The organism is Halomonas sp. Ps84H-12 (genome assembly GCF_024124725.1).
GTDB classification, from domain to species: Bacteria; Pseudomonadota; Gammaproteobacteria; order Pseudomonadales; family Halomonadaceae; genus Vreelandella; species Vreelandella aquamarina.
Map to the genome: position 1 here is coordinate 1 of NZ_JAMXSJ010000036.1, position 16,041 is coordinate 16,041.

At 53.0% G+C, this 16,041-nt stretch carries 20 protein-coding genes and 1 pseudogene; 3 read left to right on the top strand and 18 right to left on the bottom strand.

Features of this window, described 5'->3' with window-relative positions; translation table 11 throughout:
- Positions 1 to 85: 85 nt before the first annotated feature.
- From NH344_RS15140 to NH344_RS15170, 7 genes are all read right to left on the bottom strand, one after another.
- Complete coding sequence (locus NH344_RS15140; RefSeq protein ID WP_366073159.1) at positions 86 to 319, bottom strand: c-type cytochrome; 234 nt, start codon at positions 317 to 319, stop codon at positions 86 to 88.
- Positions 312 to 1,178 carry a YCF48-related protein gene (locus NH344_RS15145; RefSeq protein WP_044630812.1) on the bottom strand — a complete coding sequence of 289 codons (867 nt, stop codon included), beginning with the start codon at positions 1,176 to 1,178 and terminating at the stop codon, positions 312 to 314. The genes NH344_RS15140 and NH344_RS15145 overlap by 8 nt, the downstream gene beginning before the upstream one ends.
- Positions 1,179 to 1,201: 23 nt before the next feature.
- Positions 1,202 to 1,945, bottom strand: a complete 744-nt coding sequence (locus tag NH344_RS15150) for a cytochrome c biogenesis protein CcdA (protein ID WP_044630813.1) — start codon at positions 1,943 to 1,945, stop codon at positions 1,202 to 1,204.
- Positions 1,946 to 1,961: 16 nt separating this feature from the next.
- Entirely contained in the window at positions 1,962 to 2,345 is a 384-nt protein-coding gene (locus NH344_RS15155; protein ID WP_044630814.1) for a hypothetical protein, read from the bottom strand.
- 12 nt (positions 2,346 to 2,357) lie between these two features.
- Positions 2,358 to 2,906, bottom strand: coding sequence for a TlpA disulfide reductase family protein (locus NH344_RS15160; protein ID WP_253028090.1), 549 nt, complete (start codon positions 2,904 to 2,906; stop codon positions 2,358 to 2,360).
- Between the two features lie 14 nt (positions 2,907 to 2,920).
- Positions 2,921 to 3,361, bottom strand: a complete 441-nt coding sequence (locus NH344_RS15165; RefSeq protein WP_082051507.1) for a DUF411 domain-containing protein — start codon at positions 3,359 to 3,361, stop codon at positions 2,921 to 2,923.
- Positions 3,362 to 3,461: 100 nt separating this feature from the next.
- Positions 3,462 to 3,698: a hypothetical protein gene (locus NH344_RS15170; RefSeq protein WP_044630872.1), complete on the bottom strand. Its 237-nt coding sequence runs from the start codon at positions 3,696 to 3,698 to the stop codon at positions 3,462 to 3,464.
- 242 nt (positions 3,699 to 3,940) lie between these two features.
- On the opposite strand from NH344_RS15170, the gene NH344_RS15175 reads away from it, so the two are divergent.
- Positions 3,941 to 4,366 carry a MerR family transcriptional regulator gene (locus tag NH344_RS15175; protein WP_240718921.1) on the top strand — a complete coding sequence of 142 codons (426 nt, stop codon included), beginning with the start codon at positions 3,941 to 3,943 and terminating at the stop codon, positions 4,364 to 4,366.
- Here the strand turns inward: NH344_RS15175 and NH344_RS15180 are convergent.
- The 9 genes and pseudogenes from NH344_RS15180 to NH344_RS15220 form a co-directional block, all read right to left on the bottom strand.
- Positions 4,363 to 5,096 (bottom strand): annotated as a pseudogene (locus tag NH344_RS15180) (sulfite exporter TauE/SafE family protein). The gene NH344_RS15175 and the pseudogene NH344_RS15180 overlap by 4 nt on opposite strands.
- Positions 5,097 to 5,639, bottom strand: coding sequence for a protein-disulfide reductase DsbD N-terminal domain-containing protein (locus tag NH344_RS15185; RefSeq protein ID WP_054645297.1), 543 nt, complete (start codon positions 5,637 to 5,639; stop codon positions 5,097 to 5,099). It lies immediately after the preceding pseudogene.
- A complete protein-coding gene (lgt, locus tag NH344_RS15190; RefSeq protein ID WP_054641623.1) occupies positions 5,636 to 6,448 on the bottom strand; it encodes a prolipoprotein diacylglyceryl transferase in 813 nt (270 codons plus the stop codon). The genes NH344_RS15185 and lgt overlap by 4 nt, the downstream gene beginning before the upstream one ends.
- Before the next feature lie 67 nt (positions 6,449 to 6,515).
- Entirely contained in the window at positions 6,516 to 7,043 is a 528-nt protein-coding gene (locus tag NH344_RS15195) for a DsbE family thiol:disulfide interchange protein (protein WP_035586998.1), read from the bottom strand.
- 89 nt (positions 7,044 to 7,132) lie between these two features.
- A complete protein-coding gene (locus tag NH344_RS15200; protein ID WP_044630736.1) occupies positions 7,133 to 7,810 on the bottom strand; it encodes a TVP38/TMEM64 family protein in 678 nt (225 codons plus the stop codon).
- Positions 7,811 to 7,872: 62 nt separating this feature from the next.
- On the bottom strand, positions 7,873 to 8,703 hold the full coding sequence (dsbG, locus tag NH344_RS15205; protein WP_137094695.1) for a thiol:disulfide interchange protein DsbG: 831 nt from the start codon (positions 8,701 to 8,703) through the stop codon (positions 7,873 to 7,875).
- 228 nt (positions 8,704 to 8,931) lie between these two features.
- Positions 8,932 to 11,406: a heavy metal translocating P-type ATPase gene (locus tag NH344_RS15210; protein ID WP_172415932.1), complete on the bottom strand. Its 2,475-nt coding sequence runs from the start codon at positions 11,404 to 11,406 to the stop codon at positions 8,932 to 8,934.
- A gap of 80 nt (positions 11,407 to 11,486) precedes the next feature.
- Positions 11,487 to 11,894: a heavy metal-responsive transcriptional regulator gene (locus NH344_RS15215; protein WP_089675920.1), complete on the bottom strand. Its 408-nt coding sequence runs from the start codon at positions 11,892 to 11,894 to the stop codon at positions 11,487 to 11,489.
- A gap of 71 nt (positions 11,895 to 11,965) precedes the next feature.
- Complete coding sequence (locus tag NH344_RS15220) at positions 11,966 to 12,601, bottom strand: peroxiredoxin (RefSeq protein WP_008958491.1); 636 nt, start codon at positions 12,599 to 12,601, stop codon at positions 11,966 to 11,968.
- Positions 12,602 to 12,848: 247 nt separating this feature from the next.
- Here NH344_RS15220 and NH344_RS15225 point away from each other — a divergent pair, with 247 nt between their 5' ends.
- Positions 12,849 to 13,571 (top strand): cytochrome c biogenesis protein CcdA, encoded by a 723-nt coding sequence (locus tag NH344_RS15225; protein ID WP_022522193.1) that lies wholly within the window; start codon positions 12,849 to 12,851, stop codon positions 13,569 to 13,571.
- Positions 13,572 to 13,992: 421 nt separating this feature from the next.
- On the top strand, positions 13,993 to 14,322 hold the full coding sequence (locus NH344_RS15230) for a four-helix bundle copper-binding protein (RefSeq protein WP_089675918.1): 330 nt from the start codon (positions 13,993 to 13,995) through the stop codon (positions 14,320 to 14,322).
- Positions 14,323 to 14,465: 143 nt separating this feature from the next.
- Here NH344_RS15230 and NH344_RS15235 read toward each other — a convergent pair whose 3' ends face one another.
- On the bottom strand, positions 14,466 to 14,717 hold the full coding sequence (locus NH344_RS15235; RefSeq protein ID WP_253028092.1) for a hypothetical protein: 252 nt from the start codon (positions 14,715 to 14,717) through the stop codon (positions 14,466 to 14,468).
- Positions 14,718 to 14,784: 67 nt separating this feature from the next.
- Positions 14,785 to 15,960 (bottom strand): DcaP family trimeric outer membrane transporter, encoded by a 1,176-nt coding sequence (locus NH344_RS15240; protein WP_062362919.1) that lies wholly within the window; start codon positions 15,958 to 15,960, stop codon positions 14,785 to 14,787.
- Between the last annotated feature and the right edge of the window lie 81 nt (positions 15,961 to 16,041).

Genomic DNA, 16,041 nt, shown 5'->3' on the forward strand with positions numbered 1-16,041 from the left:
CGAAGGCGGCAGCAGGTAATCGGTCTGGCGATCCACAGGGATGAAGCGGCTCATGGCGATCTTCTCAGCTCGGCGATGACGGTGGTCAGTATCTCACGGTGCAACGGAAAGACCGACAGGCTGCTAGAGCATTTTGCTCTTCCCAGTTGGGCATGCCTTCGCCTTGTGTACCGTGGCAACTAGCACAGTATTGTCGGTAAACTCTTTTTCCGTCTTCCAGCTGAGGAGTATCGCTTGAAAAAGGACGGTCCTCAGCCATGGCGTGCCCCACAACCATTAGCGTCAGCCATGAGGCAGTGAAAAAACAGTGCTTACGCATCGGGATAAGTCCAGGATTGGCCTTCGTCTTCACTGTGTAGAAGTTCCCCTTTCTGGTTTAAACCATAGAGAGTGTCTTTGGCGGAGAGTGTGAGTGCAACGAGCTCTGTGCCGTCACCAGCTACTTGTTGCCACTCTTGACCACCCGTTTCACTACGCCATAGTCCTTGCTGTGTAACCACATAGACTCGCTTTGGGTTGCCAAGGCTATAAGCCACATCATAGACGCTGCCAGCATCAAGTGCTCCGGTCGGTCTCCAACCGCAAAAGCAGTCCATCGATAGACGCACCGCATCGTCCGATACCCCGTAGAGCCAGCCGGTCTGCATGCTGCCTTCCATGTCAGAGTGGACGAGTCGGTTAATCTTTTGTGAAGGACCACTGTCCATTTTTTTCCAGGTGGTGCCAGCATCCTCGCTTTGGTAGATGCCGTCTTCTTCAATTACCGCATAAAGTGTTTCGTTCTGACGGCGATGTACAGCTAGCGCAGTAACCTCTCGGCTAGGTAGGTTAGCGCTAAGCTCTTGCCAGGTTTCTCCATTGTCGGTGCTACGCTGCACCCCGATTGAGGGGCCTGCGATATAGAGCGCTTGCGGATCAGTGGAGGGGACCGATACCGCGCGCAACTGGCCTTCATTCACGTCTTCGGGCAAGGGAATCGCATTCCAGGTCATGCCTTCATCGGCACGCTGGAATAGTTGGTTAGCCTCAATTTTAAACAGTCGTTTGCCTGTTACGTCATATTGCAGTGCAAGCAACCTTTCTTCAGTTGCCAAGGCCGTAATGGCGCTGCCAAAGCTGACTGCGGCCAAGCCTGTCAGTAAGAAGACACGTAAAAAACGACTCACGATCATGTGCATTTCAATATTTCCTTAAATAACGATTAGCCGATAACACCTAGGGCAGGGAAAGTACGCAATAACCAATATGACAGCTCGGATAGTTTGCCTGTGATCATTAAGCTACCCATCAGGATCATGATCAACCCAGCCGCTATATGTATGAAATGCCCCCAGCGACGCAGGAATTTCTGGTGCTTTATGAAGCGATCAAGTGAAAGGGCACTCAGCATGAAGGGCACACCCAGACCCAAAGAATAAACGCCGAGCAACGCCATGCCGCTCCAGGCGTTGGCCGTGGAAGCGCTGACGGTAAGAATGGCACCCAGAATCGGGCCAATGCAGGGGGTCCAGCCAAATGCAAACGCTAAACCAAGCAGATAAGCCGCACTGCGGCTTCCGCCGACGTCCTTCAGTCGACCCATAAACCGCCATTCTTGATGAAACCAGCGCCATGGCATGAGCCCGGTCATGAAGGCACCAAACAGTATAACGATAAGGCCACCGACTAGGTTTGCTTCTTGGCGATACACCAATAGCAGACGACCAATGGCGGTGGAGCTGGCTCCCAGCAACAAAAAAACGGTTGAAAAACCGAGCACGAACCATATCGACTGGGTTAACACCCGGAGTCGCTCTCGTCTATCCGCCTTCTGTAATTGTCCGAGCGAGCGGCCGGTCATGAAAGAAAGATAGCCAGGCACAAGTGGCAAAACACAGGGTGAAATGAACGAGATCAGGCCTGCCAGAAAGGCAGTGACCAGTCCTATATTGGCTACTTCAAGCATTACCCTTTACCCATGGCTAGGCTTGGAAATTTGATGAGGAATGCTTGATTGACTCGTTTTGATCTACTATTTGGCGAGTGGTGGACGCTGTGCCAGCATTCACTTCTGAAGCGTCTTCTACCCGAGCCTGAACATTGTTAGCGTCGCTTTGCTCGGTCGCTTCACCTTTTTTGTCTTTGCACTTCATCATGCATAGGCCTAATCCGCACATAATGAGACATGGCAATAGGCTCAATAGTATAGGCGCGATGCCCAGCAAAACCAGGTTATCCCAGCCAAAAGCAAGGCCGCCAGCCACTGCCACGCCACCCAGCAACATCAGGCCGCGTGGCCCTGTCAACAGGCCTTGTAGCCCCGATTTTTGTTTGTTCTGTTGGGTTTTGTCGTCACAACAACTCATGGTGCTACCTCATTATCTGGTTGCAATCATTTCGGCAAGAAAGTCGATCATGTCTTGAGTGTTCCACTCGGCTTCCCCCACGAGGCGCCCAATTTCTTTGCCTTGGCGGTCAAGTAGCAGCGTCGTGGGAATACCTACGGCCCCAAGATCTGCACTGGCCATCCCGGTTTTATCTATATAGGGAGCCAGATGTTCAATGCCTATCTCTTGATAAAATTCATTAACAATCTCGACCCCCTTACGGTCGATCGATAAGGCGACCACTTCAAAGTCATCGCTGCCAAGCTCAGCTTGCAGGGCATCTAAAGTGGGCATTTCCTCTCGGCAAGGCCCACACCATGTTGCCCAGATGTTGAGTAGAATCAGTTTCCCTTCAAAGTCAGCCAGTGTTAAAGGGGTACCGCCACTATCCTCGAAACTGATTTGTGCCACGTCGTTGGGGGTGGCCCAGAGAAGAAACCCTTGTGGCCCTGAGCTTTCTGACGGGGCGGCCATGGCAAGGGAGGTGGCCGTCATCAGAAATACGGCTACGAGATATCCTGCCAGGATGGGTAGTTTCATCGCCACACTACCCCTTAGTGAGTCGCGTAAATGTCGGGGCTATCGGTCGGTTGCGAGGCTATGACATAGACCTCCAGCGGGCCGCGTTTTTCTCCCGACATGCCCGGTGAACCAAGCGGCATTCCCGGCACACTCAGCCCTATGATAGAGGGCTTTGCATCAAGCACTTGGGTCACGCTCTCAACAGGCACATGCCCTTCGAAGAGATAGTCTTCTACGACCGTGGTATGGCAGCCATGCAGTTCTTCAGGGACGTTATACTCGGCTTTCATTTCCACTAGATCATGGGTGTCGACCGTCTCCACGTCGAAGCCGTTTTGTTCCAAATACTTGGCATATTCGGCACAACACCCGCAATTGGGATTTTTGTAGAGGGTCGCTGATATATCAGCCGCCAATCCCGATACGGGAAAAGCCAGTAAAGACGTAACGGCTAGCGCTTTCCAATGTTTCATATGTTGAGTGTCCGGTGAGATAACAGTGAGGAAGGTCTAAGCGACGCTACCCGCATAAGTGAAAAGGTTGCTTGCGTACAAGCAACCTATCCGAGCCGCTTTAAGCGTCGTCGTTCTCATGCTGCATGTTTTCCATCATGGCGTTACATTTTTCCATCATGGACTTCATATCGCCCATCATGTCGTGCATACCCCCTGCTTGCATCATATTGCTATGCATGTCATTGCCCTCCATCGGCTTCTGCTGATTCTCTTCTTGGGCAAGAAGCGAGCTAGCTCCGAAGCTACTGGCAGCAACAATGGCGGTAAACAGGATCGCAGTATTACGTTTACGCATGACACTCTCCTCTGTATGTGAGTCACTCTGCCAAACGCGCTGGTAGGACTTGATTACGGTTTTTATCCTGTGGCAGGAGTGCTTTTTTAAGATATCCTTAAAGAAGACTTTAAGGTCAAGGCCTCATTTTAAATTTCGTTATACAACCTAAATGTTTGTCATGAGCGCTCAGCTGAAGACTTGACCTTTGGGCAGCCTGGCGGTTGTAAGCTGGCTACGAGTAAACAAATGAGGGTAAGCCAATGCGAGTCTCAGAGCTGGCTCAGACGGGAGGGGTAACGGCAGAAACGGTACGTCACTATACAAGGGAAGGGTTGTTGCAACCGCACCGCGACCCGCGCAACGGTTATCAACTCTACGATGCAGAGTCCTTGGGGCGCCTACGTTTTATCGATTGCCTGCGTTCGCTGGGTGTTAGTCTTCCAGAGATCAAGCAAATATTATCTTGGGCGGATCAAGGCACTGCAGAGTTTATTGAACCAGTACCACTCGCCACTCAAAGGGGACGTCTTTACTTGCGGGCTCAAGAGTTCCAGGTGATAGCGCGCTGGATAGATAATATGAATCAAGACAAGATGACTGAAAGTTTCAGCCTGAAGGAGCTCATCGAATCGCTTGGGACAGGTAAATTAGTTTTCGAGGCTAATGATTCGCGAAGTGATCATTAGTGATGCGGCGAAGTCATGGCACTGTGCGTATCCTCCATCCCTATCATGGACTGCAGATGCCAGAGTTGCCAGACAGCAAACGTAATAATCAGCAGTGCTGCCAGCGTACGAGTCGCGGGGCTACGTATCCATATTGAGACACGGCGCGCTGCCACTCCGGTCGCTAGGACGGCAGGCAAGGTGCCGAGCCCAAAGGCCCCCATCATCGCGGCGGCACGCAATGGCTCGGCTACAGCAAGACTCCAGGCCAGCATCGAATAGATTAGCCCACAGGGCATCCAGCCCCATAGCGAGCCAAGTGCGAATGCTTGGGGTACTTTTACAACAGGCATCAAGCGACGGCCTATTGGTTCGATGCGGCGCCACAGGACGCGCCCCAGTGCCTCGATACGTAGCAAGCCCTTCCACCAGTTGGCGATATACAGTGCCATTAGTATCAACATGACCGCCGCCAGGATACGCAACACCAGGGCGAAGCTGTCCAGTGCATGGTTGAGCACGGAACCGAGCAGGGCCACCAAGGCACCAGCGATCATGTAGCTGCTGATACACCTAAATTATAGCCGAGCAACAGACCTGCTAAACGCCTCGGCTGTCGCATGCTGGGGGGCACAGCAAAGGTCAGGGCACTCATGATGCCGCCACACATGCCGATACAGTGCGCGCCTCCCAGCAAGCCGAAGACGAAGGCCGCCGCCAGCGGCGGCAGGCTCATGTCGGCGGGATTCATTTAAGGGGCACCTTTGGAGCTACCCGCCGTATCACGGGAGGGGCTGATGGTGAAGGCCGCCGGAGGCGAACCGTACGGTGATACGAGTTCGACCTGTTCGGGTGGATAGCAGAGTCCTTGGTCGGAACAGCCCTGAAAGGTCACCATGATGGCCAGCGGCCCGGTAACGGTGTCGCTCGCCTCGATGGGCGCACTCACCAACACCTGATCGTAGAAAACGTTAATGTTCCCTAAAGACGCGTGCGACATTGGCTCGCCAGGCGGCAAAGCCAACTCACCGAAATTGATATCTTGAGAGAGACTCTCAATCGCGAACTGATGCCGGTGAAGGTAGTAATTTTCGGCGGCGGTGAAGCCGATATAAACTCGATCATCGTCTCGCCAGGTGGTGGTTCGGAAGGCTTCTTTAGCCGGTAGAAAGTCACGTTGGGGCGAACGGTTAAAGGGGGAACTTTTGTCACCAACCTCAAACATCTCTTCACGTGCCGCTACCGGGGTGACTATAAAGAGTGCCACCGTTAGAAAAGCGAAGACTTGTTTCATGAGTTTAACGCCGCCTTTGGCTTATCCATTGGCTGACCTCTGGACCAAGCGACCAGAGCAAAGCCCGCGACGATCATTGGTAGTGTCAGTAGCTGCCCCATGGTTAACCAGCCAAAAGCGATGAATCCCAACTGAGGGTCGGGGAGGCGCACGAACTCTACGATGAAACGGAAGGCTCCATACAGAAGCAGGAACAGCCCAGAGATGAGGCCCCGCTGACGTGGTCGGCGCGATAGCCACCACAGCACGGCAAACAACACGACACCTTCAAGGGCAAACTCGTAGAGAGCCGAAGGATGCCGTGGCTCAGAGCCCAGCCCCATCATGGATGGAAACACCATTGCCCAAGGTACATCACTAACTCTCCCCGGTAACTCGTGATTGATGAAGTTCCCGAGGCGACCCGCTCCCAGGCCGATGGGGACTAACGGAGCAATGAAGTCGGTCAGTTGAATAAAAGCCAGTTGATGTTTGCGAGCAAACAGCCAGGCAGCCACTAACACACCGGCAAGGCCGCCATGAAAGCTCATGCCTCCTTCCCAGATTTTTAGTAACCAAAGGGGGTTGGCTTGCAGTTGTTCGAGCCCGTAAAACAGTGCATAGCCAAGGCGGCCGCCAACGATGATGCCGATGGCGGCGTAGAAGATCAGGTCGCCTATATCATCGTGGCTTAGGCCGAGTCGGTGGGCGCGACGCCGACCCAACCACCAAGCGGCCACTAGCCCGATTACATACATTAAGCCATACCAGTGAATCTGAAGAGGGCCTATGGCGATGGCGATCGGGTCGATTTGAGGGTATTGCAGCATATATCTTCCTTAATCAATCGTTACTGTTGGAGTCATCAACAAAAATTATTGCGTCTTAAGAGCCGTTTTATCGTTTCCACTTCTCGACTTCCTGGATGACTCGCTCAACATCTTCAGAAGTTATGTAACCTGTATGTTTGTAACGAATAGTGCCCTCGGTATCGACCAGATAGCTTTCGGGTGCGCCATAAACACCTAGCTCAAAACCTAGGTTACCCTCTGGATCAAAAATATTGACTTCAAAAGGATTCCCAAACTCGTCAAGAAACTCGAGTCCCTTTGCCTGGGTATCCTTGTAGTTGATGCCAACCAAGCGGACGCCTCGCGCGGCTAAGTCCAATAACTGCGGCATTTCATGCTTGCAAGTGGGGCACCACTCTCCCCAAACATTGACCAATGTCACCTTATCTTTAAAAAGAGATTCATCAACGACCCTTGAGGGGTCTTCCAGCGTCGTCAGGTTGAAGGCCGGAAACGGCTGAGCTAACAAGGGGGAATCTCTGGCGCTAGGATCCATTGATAAGCCCTGATAAAAGAAAAAGCTCAAACCAAAAAAGCCCAATAGGGGTAAAAATAGCAATGTCCGAGATTTCACGTATACGTCTCACAGGTAGTAGCGGGTAAGTGCCTGCTGAGCATTGTTAGTGCTTACGGAAGTTGATTTGGAGCACTAGGTTGCATCGGTCATGGCTTCCGAGCCCATAGGCGTTTCGCCAGCAGCGGCAGCAATGTGATGCCACTGATGAGGACCAGCGCGATCGTGAGACCACGGGAGTCGGCGGTAATTAGCACTTCGCCGAACTTGACGATCAGATACGCCGTGGGGATTACGCCGGCCAATGTGGCGATCAAAAAGCGCCAGAAGGACAGGGGTGTAATACCTGCCGCGTAGCTGATGGCATCAAACGAAATGAAGGGCACCAATCGGGATGCAAAAACGATGAGCATCAAGCCGGTTTGAGAGCGTTCCTTCCCCAGCCAGTTAAGGATGGGACGCGTACGCGACCAGCGTTGCATTACCTCATAGCCGAACAAACGAGCAATGCAGAAAGCGAGCAGAGCGCCGGCTTCGGCACCGATAACGACATAGGCCGTTCCCCAAACTGGGCCGTAGATCGCACCGGCCACCATGGCAATCGGACCACTGGGGATCGGGCTCATGACAATGGCCGTAATCATCATAAAGATGATGGCCAATGGCCCCCAGACGCCCAACCCATCAACCCATTCACGCAAGGCCTGCTTATCGGTCAAGACCGACAAGGCGCCGGTCTCCATCAGGATCCAATAGAGGGACGCCAAGCCCATCAGTAGAGAGAGCCCCAAAAAGAGCTTTTGCTTTACACTAAGCTTGGTTGCCATGTCCATCTCAGTTGTGGGGAGCAGGGAGACATGTCATCTCAGCCCTGTACCGTGATGGAGTATCATTCAACACCCAATATTTCGCGAAGCTGGTCGGTCGACACTGCACCATTGATACGCTGTACTTTCCCGGCTTCATCACGGTAGTAGCTGGTCGGCGTCCCTGTAGCACCGGCCTCGCGCATGATCTGGGCATGCTTTCTGAGCAGCGCTTGGCTCTCCTCCGACGGCTCCACCGGCCTTATGCCGCCATTGCGAAATTCCAATTCATGAGTTTCGAGAGCGCTAACCGGATCGTGGAATTCAAGGATTGCAGCAGCTTTGCGAAGGCTGTCCTCTGATAGCACGCCGACCAGCACGTGGCGAAGCTGTAGCACGCCTTGCTCGATTAGCGGACGTGAATTCTTCCAGAGTGCGTTGCAGTAGGGGCAGTTGGGGTCTGTTAGTGTGTAAACAATATGCGATGCATCATCATTCCCCTCCGAGATAAAACGTGTGTTTTCAAACGCACTCCAGGTAGCTTCCCGCATGGGTTCCAGCACCAGAGCCTGAAGCTGGCTTTCCATGACGGCATTGCCCTGGGGGTCGATTAACGTACCAATGACGGCATAGTCGGAAGAGGAAGAAATATAAGCCGCCATAGGCTCATTATCATAAGACAAGGCATAGCCTTGGAGGTCGTCAGGCGCTTCGAAGATGCCATGGAATGTGAACCCTTGATCCACCAACACGGTAATCGTCTTGGGCAAGGGAGACTCAGTATTAGCGGCAATGCCGGCCTGATGACTCTCATTGGCATCGGTTCCTGCTTCCTGCGCCAACGCAGGCAACGTAATAAGACCTAACAGACCTGCAGCGGCTAGGTAATAAGTAGAATGTAGGATATGCCTCATGAATGCTCTCTTTATCAATTACTGTTTTTCCAAGGGATTAGGTCGATCACATTTACTGGCTGGTTTTAGTGCTTCTTATTAAAAAAACAGGTACTTGATAAGCGCAGCAACACCAAGCCCCAGTGCAATAATCAACAAGATCGCTATTAGGCCCATCCCCGCCATACCCCACATGCAACTATCACTTCCCATCATTTTGAATTCCTCTTTAACACTACGGTGTTTGGTTTAGGCGCGATGAACAGCCTCGTTTGGACGTGGTGTGGCATTGCCGGGATCTGGCGTGAAACGGCGTAGCCGCAACGAGTTAGTCAGTACAAAGACACTGGAAACACTCATGGCAGCCGCCGCCAGCATGGGGCTGAGCAATACGCCGATGAACGGATAGAGCACGCCCGCCGCCACGGGGATCAACGCTACGTTGTAGCCATAGGCCCAAACGAAATTGCCGATAATGGTCCGGTGGGTACGCTTGGAGAGCGCCGTGGCATTGACGATGCCTCGCAAATCGCCACTCATCAGCACCACATCGCCGGACTCGATGGCAATATCGGTGCCAGTGCCGATCGCAATGCCCACGTCGGCCTGGGCCAAAGCGGGTGCATCGTTGATCCCGTCCCCCACAAAAGCGACACGCTTGCCCTCCGCCTGGAGACGCCGGATCTCTGCCGCTTTCTGGTCGGGCAGCACCTCAGCGAGAACCTGCTGGATGCCAACCTGTCGGGCGATAGCATCGGCAGTGGCACGGTTATCGCCGGTGAGCATGGCCACTTCCAGCCCTTGCGCTTTGAGTGCTGCGATAGCGTCGGCAGAGCCCTCCTTGAGGGGATCCGCCACCGCGATGACTGCAGCAAGCTGACCGTCTACCGCGGCATAGAGCGGGCTCTTGGCGTTCTCGGCAAACACCTTGGCGCGTGTTTCTGCCTGGCCGAGCTCGATTTCCAGCCGATGCATGTAACGATCAGCTCCCACATGTACCAAGTGGCCGTCGACCTCGGCTTCAATGCCGTAGCCTGGCTCGGCACTAAAGCGACTGACCGAGGGTAATTCCAGCCCACGGGCCTTGGCGCCCTGTACAATAGCTTCGGCGATGGGGTGCTCGCTTTGAGCTTCCACTGCCGCGACCAGTCGCAGCACGTCGTTTTCATGACCGTTAATTGCTTCGAAGTCGGTCAGTTCGGGGCGCCCCTGGGTCAAAGTGCCGGTCTTGTCCAGCACCACCGTATTCATCTTGGCCAGCGTCTCGAGCGCCGCCCCTTTGCGAAATAGCACTCCCATCTCGGCCCCTTTCCCGGTACTGACCATGATGGCCGTTGGGGTGGCCAGGCCCATCGCACATGGGCAGGCAATTAGCAGCACGCTAACGGTAGTGACAAAGGCAAAGGACAAGGACGGCGCCGGTCCGAAAGCGAACCAGAGTGCAAAGGTAATCGTGGCGATAGCGATGACTACGGGAACAAATACACCAGCAACCTTGTCGGCCAACTGCTGGATGGGGGGCTTCTCCGCCTGGGCCGTTTCCACCATTTTGACGATCTGCGACAGCACGGTGTCGGCACCGACTCGCGTGGCCCGAAAGGTAAGTGCACCGTTCTTGTTGATAGTGCCACCGACGACTTCGGAATCCCTCTGTTTGACGACCGGCACTGGCTCACCGCTGATCATCGACTCATCAACGTAGGAGTGACCCTCCTCAACGATGCCATCTACTGGAACACGCTCCCCTGGGCGAACCAAAATACGATCGCCCGTGACGACGGCGTCGATAGGCAGCTCGACGGTTTCATCCTCACGGATGACGCGGGCAGTTTTCGCCTGTAATTGCAGAAGCTTCTTGATAGCTTCGGAGGTGCGGCCCTTGGCAATGTGTTCAAAATAGCGACCGAGCAGAATTAACGTCACGATCACCGCCGCCGCTTCGAAATAGCTCACGGCGGTTCCGACGGGAAAGAGTCCGGGCACCAGCAGGGCGGCGACCGAATAGAAATAGGCAGCGCTCGATCCGATCATAACGAGGCTGTTCATGCCCGGATTAAAATGCCGGAGTTCGGCGAAGCCGACGCGATAGAAGCGTGCACCAGCATAGAACTGCACCGGTGTGGCCAATAACCACTCGACGCCCATCCAGCCGCGATGCGGCATTAGACTCGTCAAAAGCGTGTCAAGGGCGGGAATCATTTTCCCCATGGCGATGATAACCACCGGAATCGTAAATATTGCCGCGAGCACGACTCGGCGGCGAAGCTCGGCTCTCTCCCGGTCCTCGCTGTCCGTTGGTGGCGGCGTATCGGTATCCTGCGGTTCATAGCCTGCTTCGCGGATGGCATGCTGAATACGCGGTAACGAAACGGCTCCCGGCAGGAAACGAACGAAGGCTTTTTGGGTGGCGAGGTTAACACTTACTTCCACCATGCCGGGCAGCTTCGTTAGCGTTCGCTCTATCCGAGAGACACACGATCCGCAACTCATGCCGGTGATGGGAATGTCGAGACTTTCCACCACCGGCTGATAGCCCGCCGTTTCAATGGCGTCGAGTAGGCTAGTGGTCGCGGTACCTGCTTCGACCTGGATAGCCGCCTTCTGTGCGGCGAGGTTCACTTGAGCGTTGATCACGCCTGGCTGCTGGCTGAGTGCGCGCTCCACACGCCCAACACAGGAAGCACAGGACATACCACGAATCTCGATATCGACGTATTGCGCCATAATGACGATCTCCCTGTTAATTTATCGACGACCCGGTAGGCAAACTTGATTCCCATGTTCGCTATCGAGAAAATGCCCGATCATTCAGTCTGCTCAGCGATAGCTTCAACAATCGGGCAGCCTTCCTGCATAGGCCCTTCGCCTGCACACTCACTCAATGTTTTCGATAATACGGCTTCAATCCGCGTGAGGTGTTTGATCTGCTCTCGCACCTTGTGCAGCTTCTCGCTGGCGATGCGTTTAGCTTGCGCCCGGTCGCCATTAGCATCCTGAAGCATTAACAGCTCCCGAATCTCTTGTAGCGTGAAGCCCCACTGCTTGGCATGGACGATAAACTGCAACCGATCCACAGCTTCCAGTGGGTAACGCCGATAGTTGGCATCGGTCCTCCTCGGAGGAGGCATAAGTTTCTCTTTTTCGTAGAATCGAATCGCCTGGCTAGCGACCCCGCTTCGTTCGGCAAGCTCGCCGATACTTAGTGTTTGCATAGCGTTACCTCACGACATTATTAATCCAAGCTTCTGGCAGCCTGACTCAACGAATCTACCGGTCGGGGCTCCTATTGCTCCGGTTGGCGCACGACCCTAAGGTAGGGCGTCTTGGTGTTCCAGCCTTCGGGAAAGTGTTGCCTAGCGTCATCATTCGATAGCGATGGCGAGATGATGACATCGTCACCATTTTGCCAGTCAACGGGGGTGGCCACTTTGTGCTTGTCAGTTAGCTGAAGCGAATCGAGAACCCGCAGTATCTCGTCGACATTACGTCCTGTGCTGGGTGGATACGTCAAAGTGAGACGAATTTTCTTGTCAGAATCGATGATGAAGACCGTACGCACCGTCAGTTTGGGGTCGGCTTTGGGATGGATCATTCCATAAAGCTTCGCTACCACCTGATCTTCGTCAGCCAGCAAGGGGTAGTTCAGGGCCGTGCCCTGAGTCTGTTCAATATCCCCCGCCCAGTCGTGGTGAGAGCTGAGGGGATCCACCGAAACCCCAACCAGTTTGGCACCCCGCTGGGTGAATTCGTTCTTTCGCTTGGCAAACGCGCCCAGTTCTGTGGTGCATACTGGCGTAAAATCAGCGGGGTGCGAGAACAGCACCGCCCAGCTGTCGTCAAGCCATTGGTGAAAGTTGACCGTGCCTTGCGTGGATTCGATCGTGAAGTTTGGTGCTGTCTCGCCCAGTTGTAGCGCCATGGAAATGTCCTCATGTCATTCATTGAGTAGCCACCATAACTTTGAAGTCAACTTTAAGGTCAAGCTTGATGTGTAATATTTGCAATTCGATAGGAGACAAATAATTTGTCAATAAAGGTTGACCTTAAAGCAGCTGTAAGCCTTAAAATTCTTACGGCGTTAAAATGGATATGATAGGAGGTAGCACCATGGGATTGGTATCAATACCCTTGTTGGCCGTCTCCATAACTTAAGTTGCGATAACACATTGGAATCTCTCTCTTCCATCGGCTTGGTCGGCGCCTTTATCGGCGGATTGGTCTCCTTCTTCTCGCCCTGCACGCTGCCCCTGTTACCGGCCTACCTGTCGGTGGTCACAGGCGGTAGTGCCGGTAAAGCCGACAGGCGGTTAGAGGCATTGACCCTCAGTGCCTTCTTCGTCTTCGGCTTCAGCATCGTGTTCATCCTACTCGGGCTCGGCGCCAGTAGTATCGGACAACTGATGCGAGGGTATCGCCAAGAATTCAACTGGGTTGCCGGCTCGGCGGTGATCGTGCTGGGCCTCTTCATGACCGGCGTGTTCCGATTGCCGCTTTTCCAGCGTACCTTTCAGTTCACCCCCAATGTCCAGGGTGGCTCTCCGCTTTCGGCTACTGTGTTCGGGGTATCTTTTGCCATCGGCTGGACGCCCTGTATCGGCCCCATCCTGGGCGCCATCTTGATGGCCACGTCCAATGCTGCTAGTGCCCAGGCTGGAATGATATATCTCAGTGCCTACTCGGCAGGACTGGCGCTACCTTTTCTTGCCAGCACTTTACTGATTAACCGATTCGCTCTGCATCGGCAAAGCCTAGGAAGGTGGAGCGCCTATGCTCGCCCCGTGGCGGGCACGGTTGTGATCCTGATGGGCATCGCCATCGTCTCGGGTACCATGACGCGGCTTTCCAGTATCATGGTCGACCTTTTTCCCTCCCTGGCGACCCTGGGGTAGCCAGGCCGTCAGAGAAGTAGAGATTAATTTTCATACTGACTCCTTAGGAAGCTTATTAGGCTGAGCTAGTCTCCTAAAAGGAGATTATTTTTATAAAGCTTAGAACTTGATTCCTCTCATTATTAATTTAGTTTTCTCACCTACTTACTTTAATTAGGGGCTTCGTGGCGAGCTAACTTCCAGGCGCAGCGAATGTTGCAGTATTTTTTGAAAAAAACATTTATTATAGTAGGCCTTCCTGAATCCTAGCTGAATAATAAAAATCATGGCAAGTAACGCACAGCTACCTGGTTTATCTTTATATTTCGTGAGTAGTTACCTGATTACCTTTCCTTGATTTTTCTTTTAGGTTGTTCTAGCTTTATTATGCCAAGCAAGAGCTATGGTGAATAAAATCTGATTTAATAAATGGAGAATCGAGATGGATTTTGGAAAATATGAGAATTGCATTGAAGCTTGTCACGTATGTGCAGCGTATTGTGACAAGTGTGCAACTGAGTGCCTAAAAGAAGACGACGTAAAAATGATGGCGGAATGTATTCGCCTTAAAATGCAATGTGCTCAAATTTGCCGGTTAGCCGCTTCATTCATGGCACAAGAAAGCGAGTTTGCGCACGAGATCTGCCGTCTATGTGCCGACATTTGTAAAAAGTGTGGTGATGAGTGTGCAAAACATGATGCAACCCATTGTCAAGAGTGTGCTCAAGCTTGTCATCGCTGCGCTGAAGAATGTGCCGCAATGGCCAGCTAAGCTTCAAACCAGCCGGGGCAAGCGCTCCGGCTCGACGTGAACTTCTATGGAGAAATTCATTTGCTTTAACTCAGGCTTTCAAATTATTGAGGTAATTATTTTGAAATAAACTCTAGTAGAAGCAAGCCTACTGCGAGCCTCTTTTAAGGAAACACTGCATAAATACGACCGTTGCTGCCTAAGTGCCACCGGCAGGGCAAAATACAGTTTTCCACTACCCGCCAGAGTTCTCGATGAAACAGATCTCGTTTGCTCAGGCTGAGCACCAGAACAATAAGAAGGTCACCCGCCGGGAAGTGTTCCCGACGCGACTGATCTTTCTTATTCAGTTTAGTGACAGTGGTATTGTGGGTCGCCTGTTCGATCAGGCCCCACATGAAGTGACGAGGAACCATAAAAAAGCTTGGGCATACGCCCAAGCAATCGATCAAAACAGCTTCTCTGCTATGCTACTAACTCACCCTAGAAACTATACTGGGCAGCCACCATCACACGGCTCGCATCTTCTTCACGGCCATCGGCCAACTCCGTTTCGAAATAGCCGTACTCAATTCCGTACATCAAGCGTTCGTTGGGAGTCCACATCAGATTAAGAAATGTATTCTTGTTCTTTCTACCTGCATTCCCACCTACGGTAGGGTCGCTCAATTCGACATCGGTATAGCCATGGGACGCGTTCAGTGAATACTGTGGTGATATTTGATAAGAAAGACCAAGGGCTCCGCCATCGCCAGATAGCGTTTGCAGCTTACCGTTGGTATCGACGTAGGCATCGGCACCGTTGAAGTAATCGCCAGACAGATAGAGGTAACTGTTCGCCCCCTCGCTGGCGTTCACGATCGCTCTCAAGGTCACCGGTCCGGCATGGTAGGCACCTGCGGCGAAGGCCCCATAGCCCATTTCCGTATCCTTTTCGCTTCCGGTATCGTACTTCAGCTGCCGGGCGATGCCGGCGATTGAGTAGGAAAAGTCACCCATACTATCTTCATAGCGCAGGCTCAACGCGGGCATCGATGATACGGCATCGTCATTATCTGGCAAGGAGGCGTCTTCAGGTAAGGAACCATCGATGTTCTCCGCCAGCTGTGCTTTTGGATCTTCCGCAGCTATCGAGAATCCTCCAATGGTGTAGCGCAACTGGGCAAGGCGCGTACCATAGCCACCATAGCTTCCCGCCGTGCTAAAGAAATCCAGTGTGGGCGTGGCGGCGACGAAGGTGTTGTAATTCGACCAGGTCTGCCCGGCAAGGATGCCATTCCAGGACCCATAGGCATGCCGTAGTCTGAAGCGCGTATTATCATCGTTGTAGGACCAGAAGTCCCCTTCGATAACGGTGTCTAGCGTGCTCCCCTCGACAGGCGTACTGGTCCGAAAGCCAATGCGGCTCTGGGTGGCGGATATCTGAAACTGATCCCCAACATCCCCCTCATCTTCCGATCCAGCGACTTCAGCAAAATAACCTTCGTTAGCCGATCCGGCATCCCGATCGAAGTTATAAGCCATGTTCAGCCTGGCGTAGCCATAAAGCCCCACGGTGGTCTCTCCCACTTGGGTTTCCAGGGCCGAAACATACGTCGAGCCGATTGCCAAGGCCATAACCGTCATGCTGACCAAGGGAATCTTCTTGTTATTCCACATGATGACACCTCTTTATGAATTGTCTTGTTATTACGCCGATTGCGGCACTATAAAGTTAGCGAAGAGTTATTGTCAAATCTG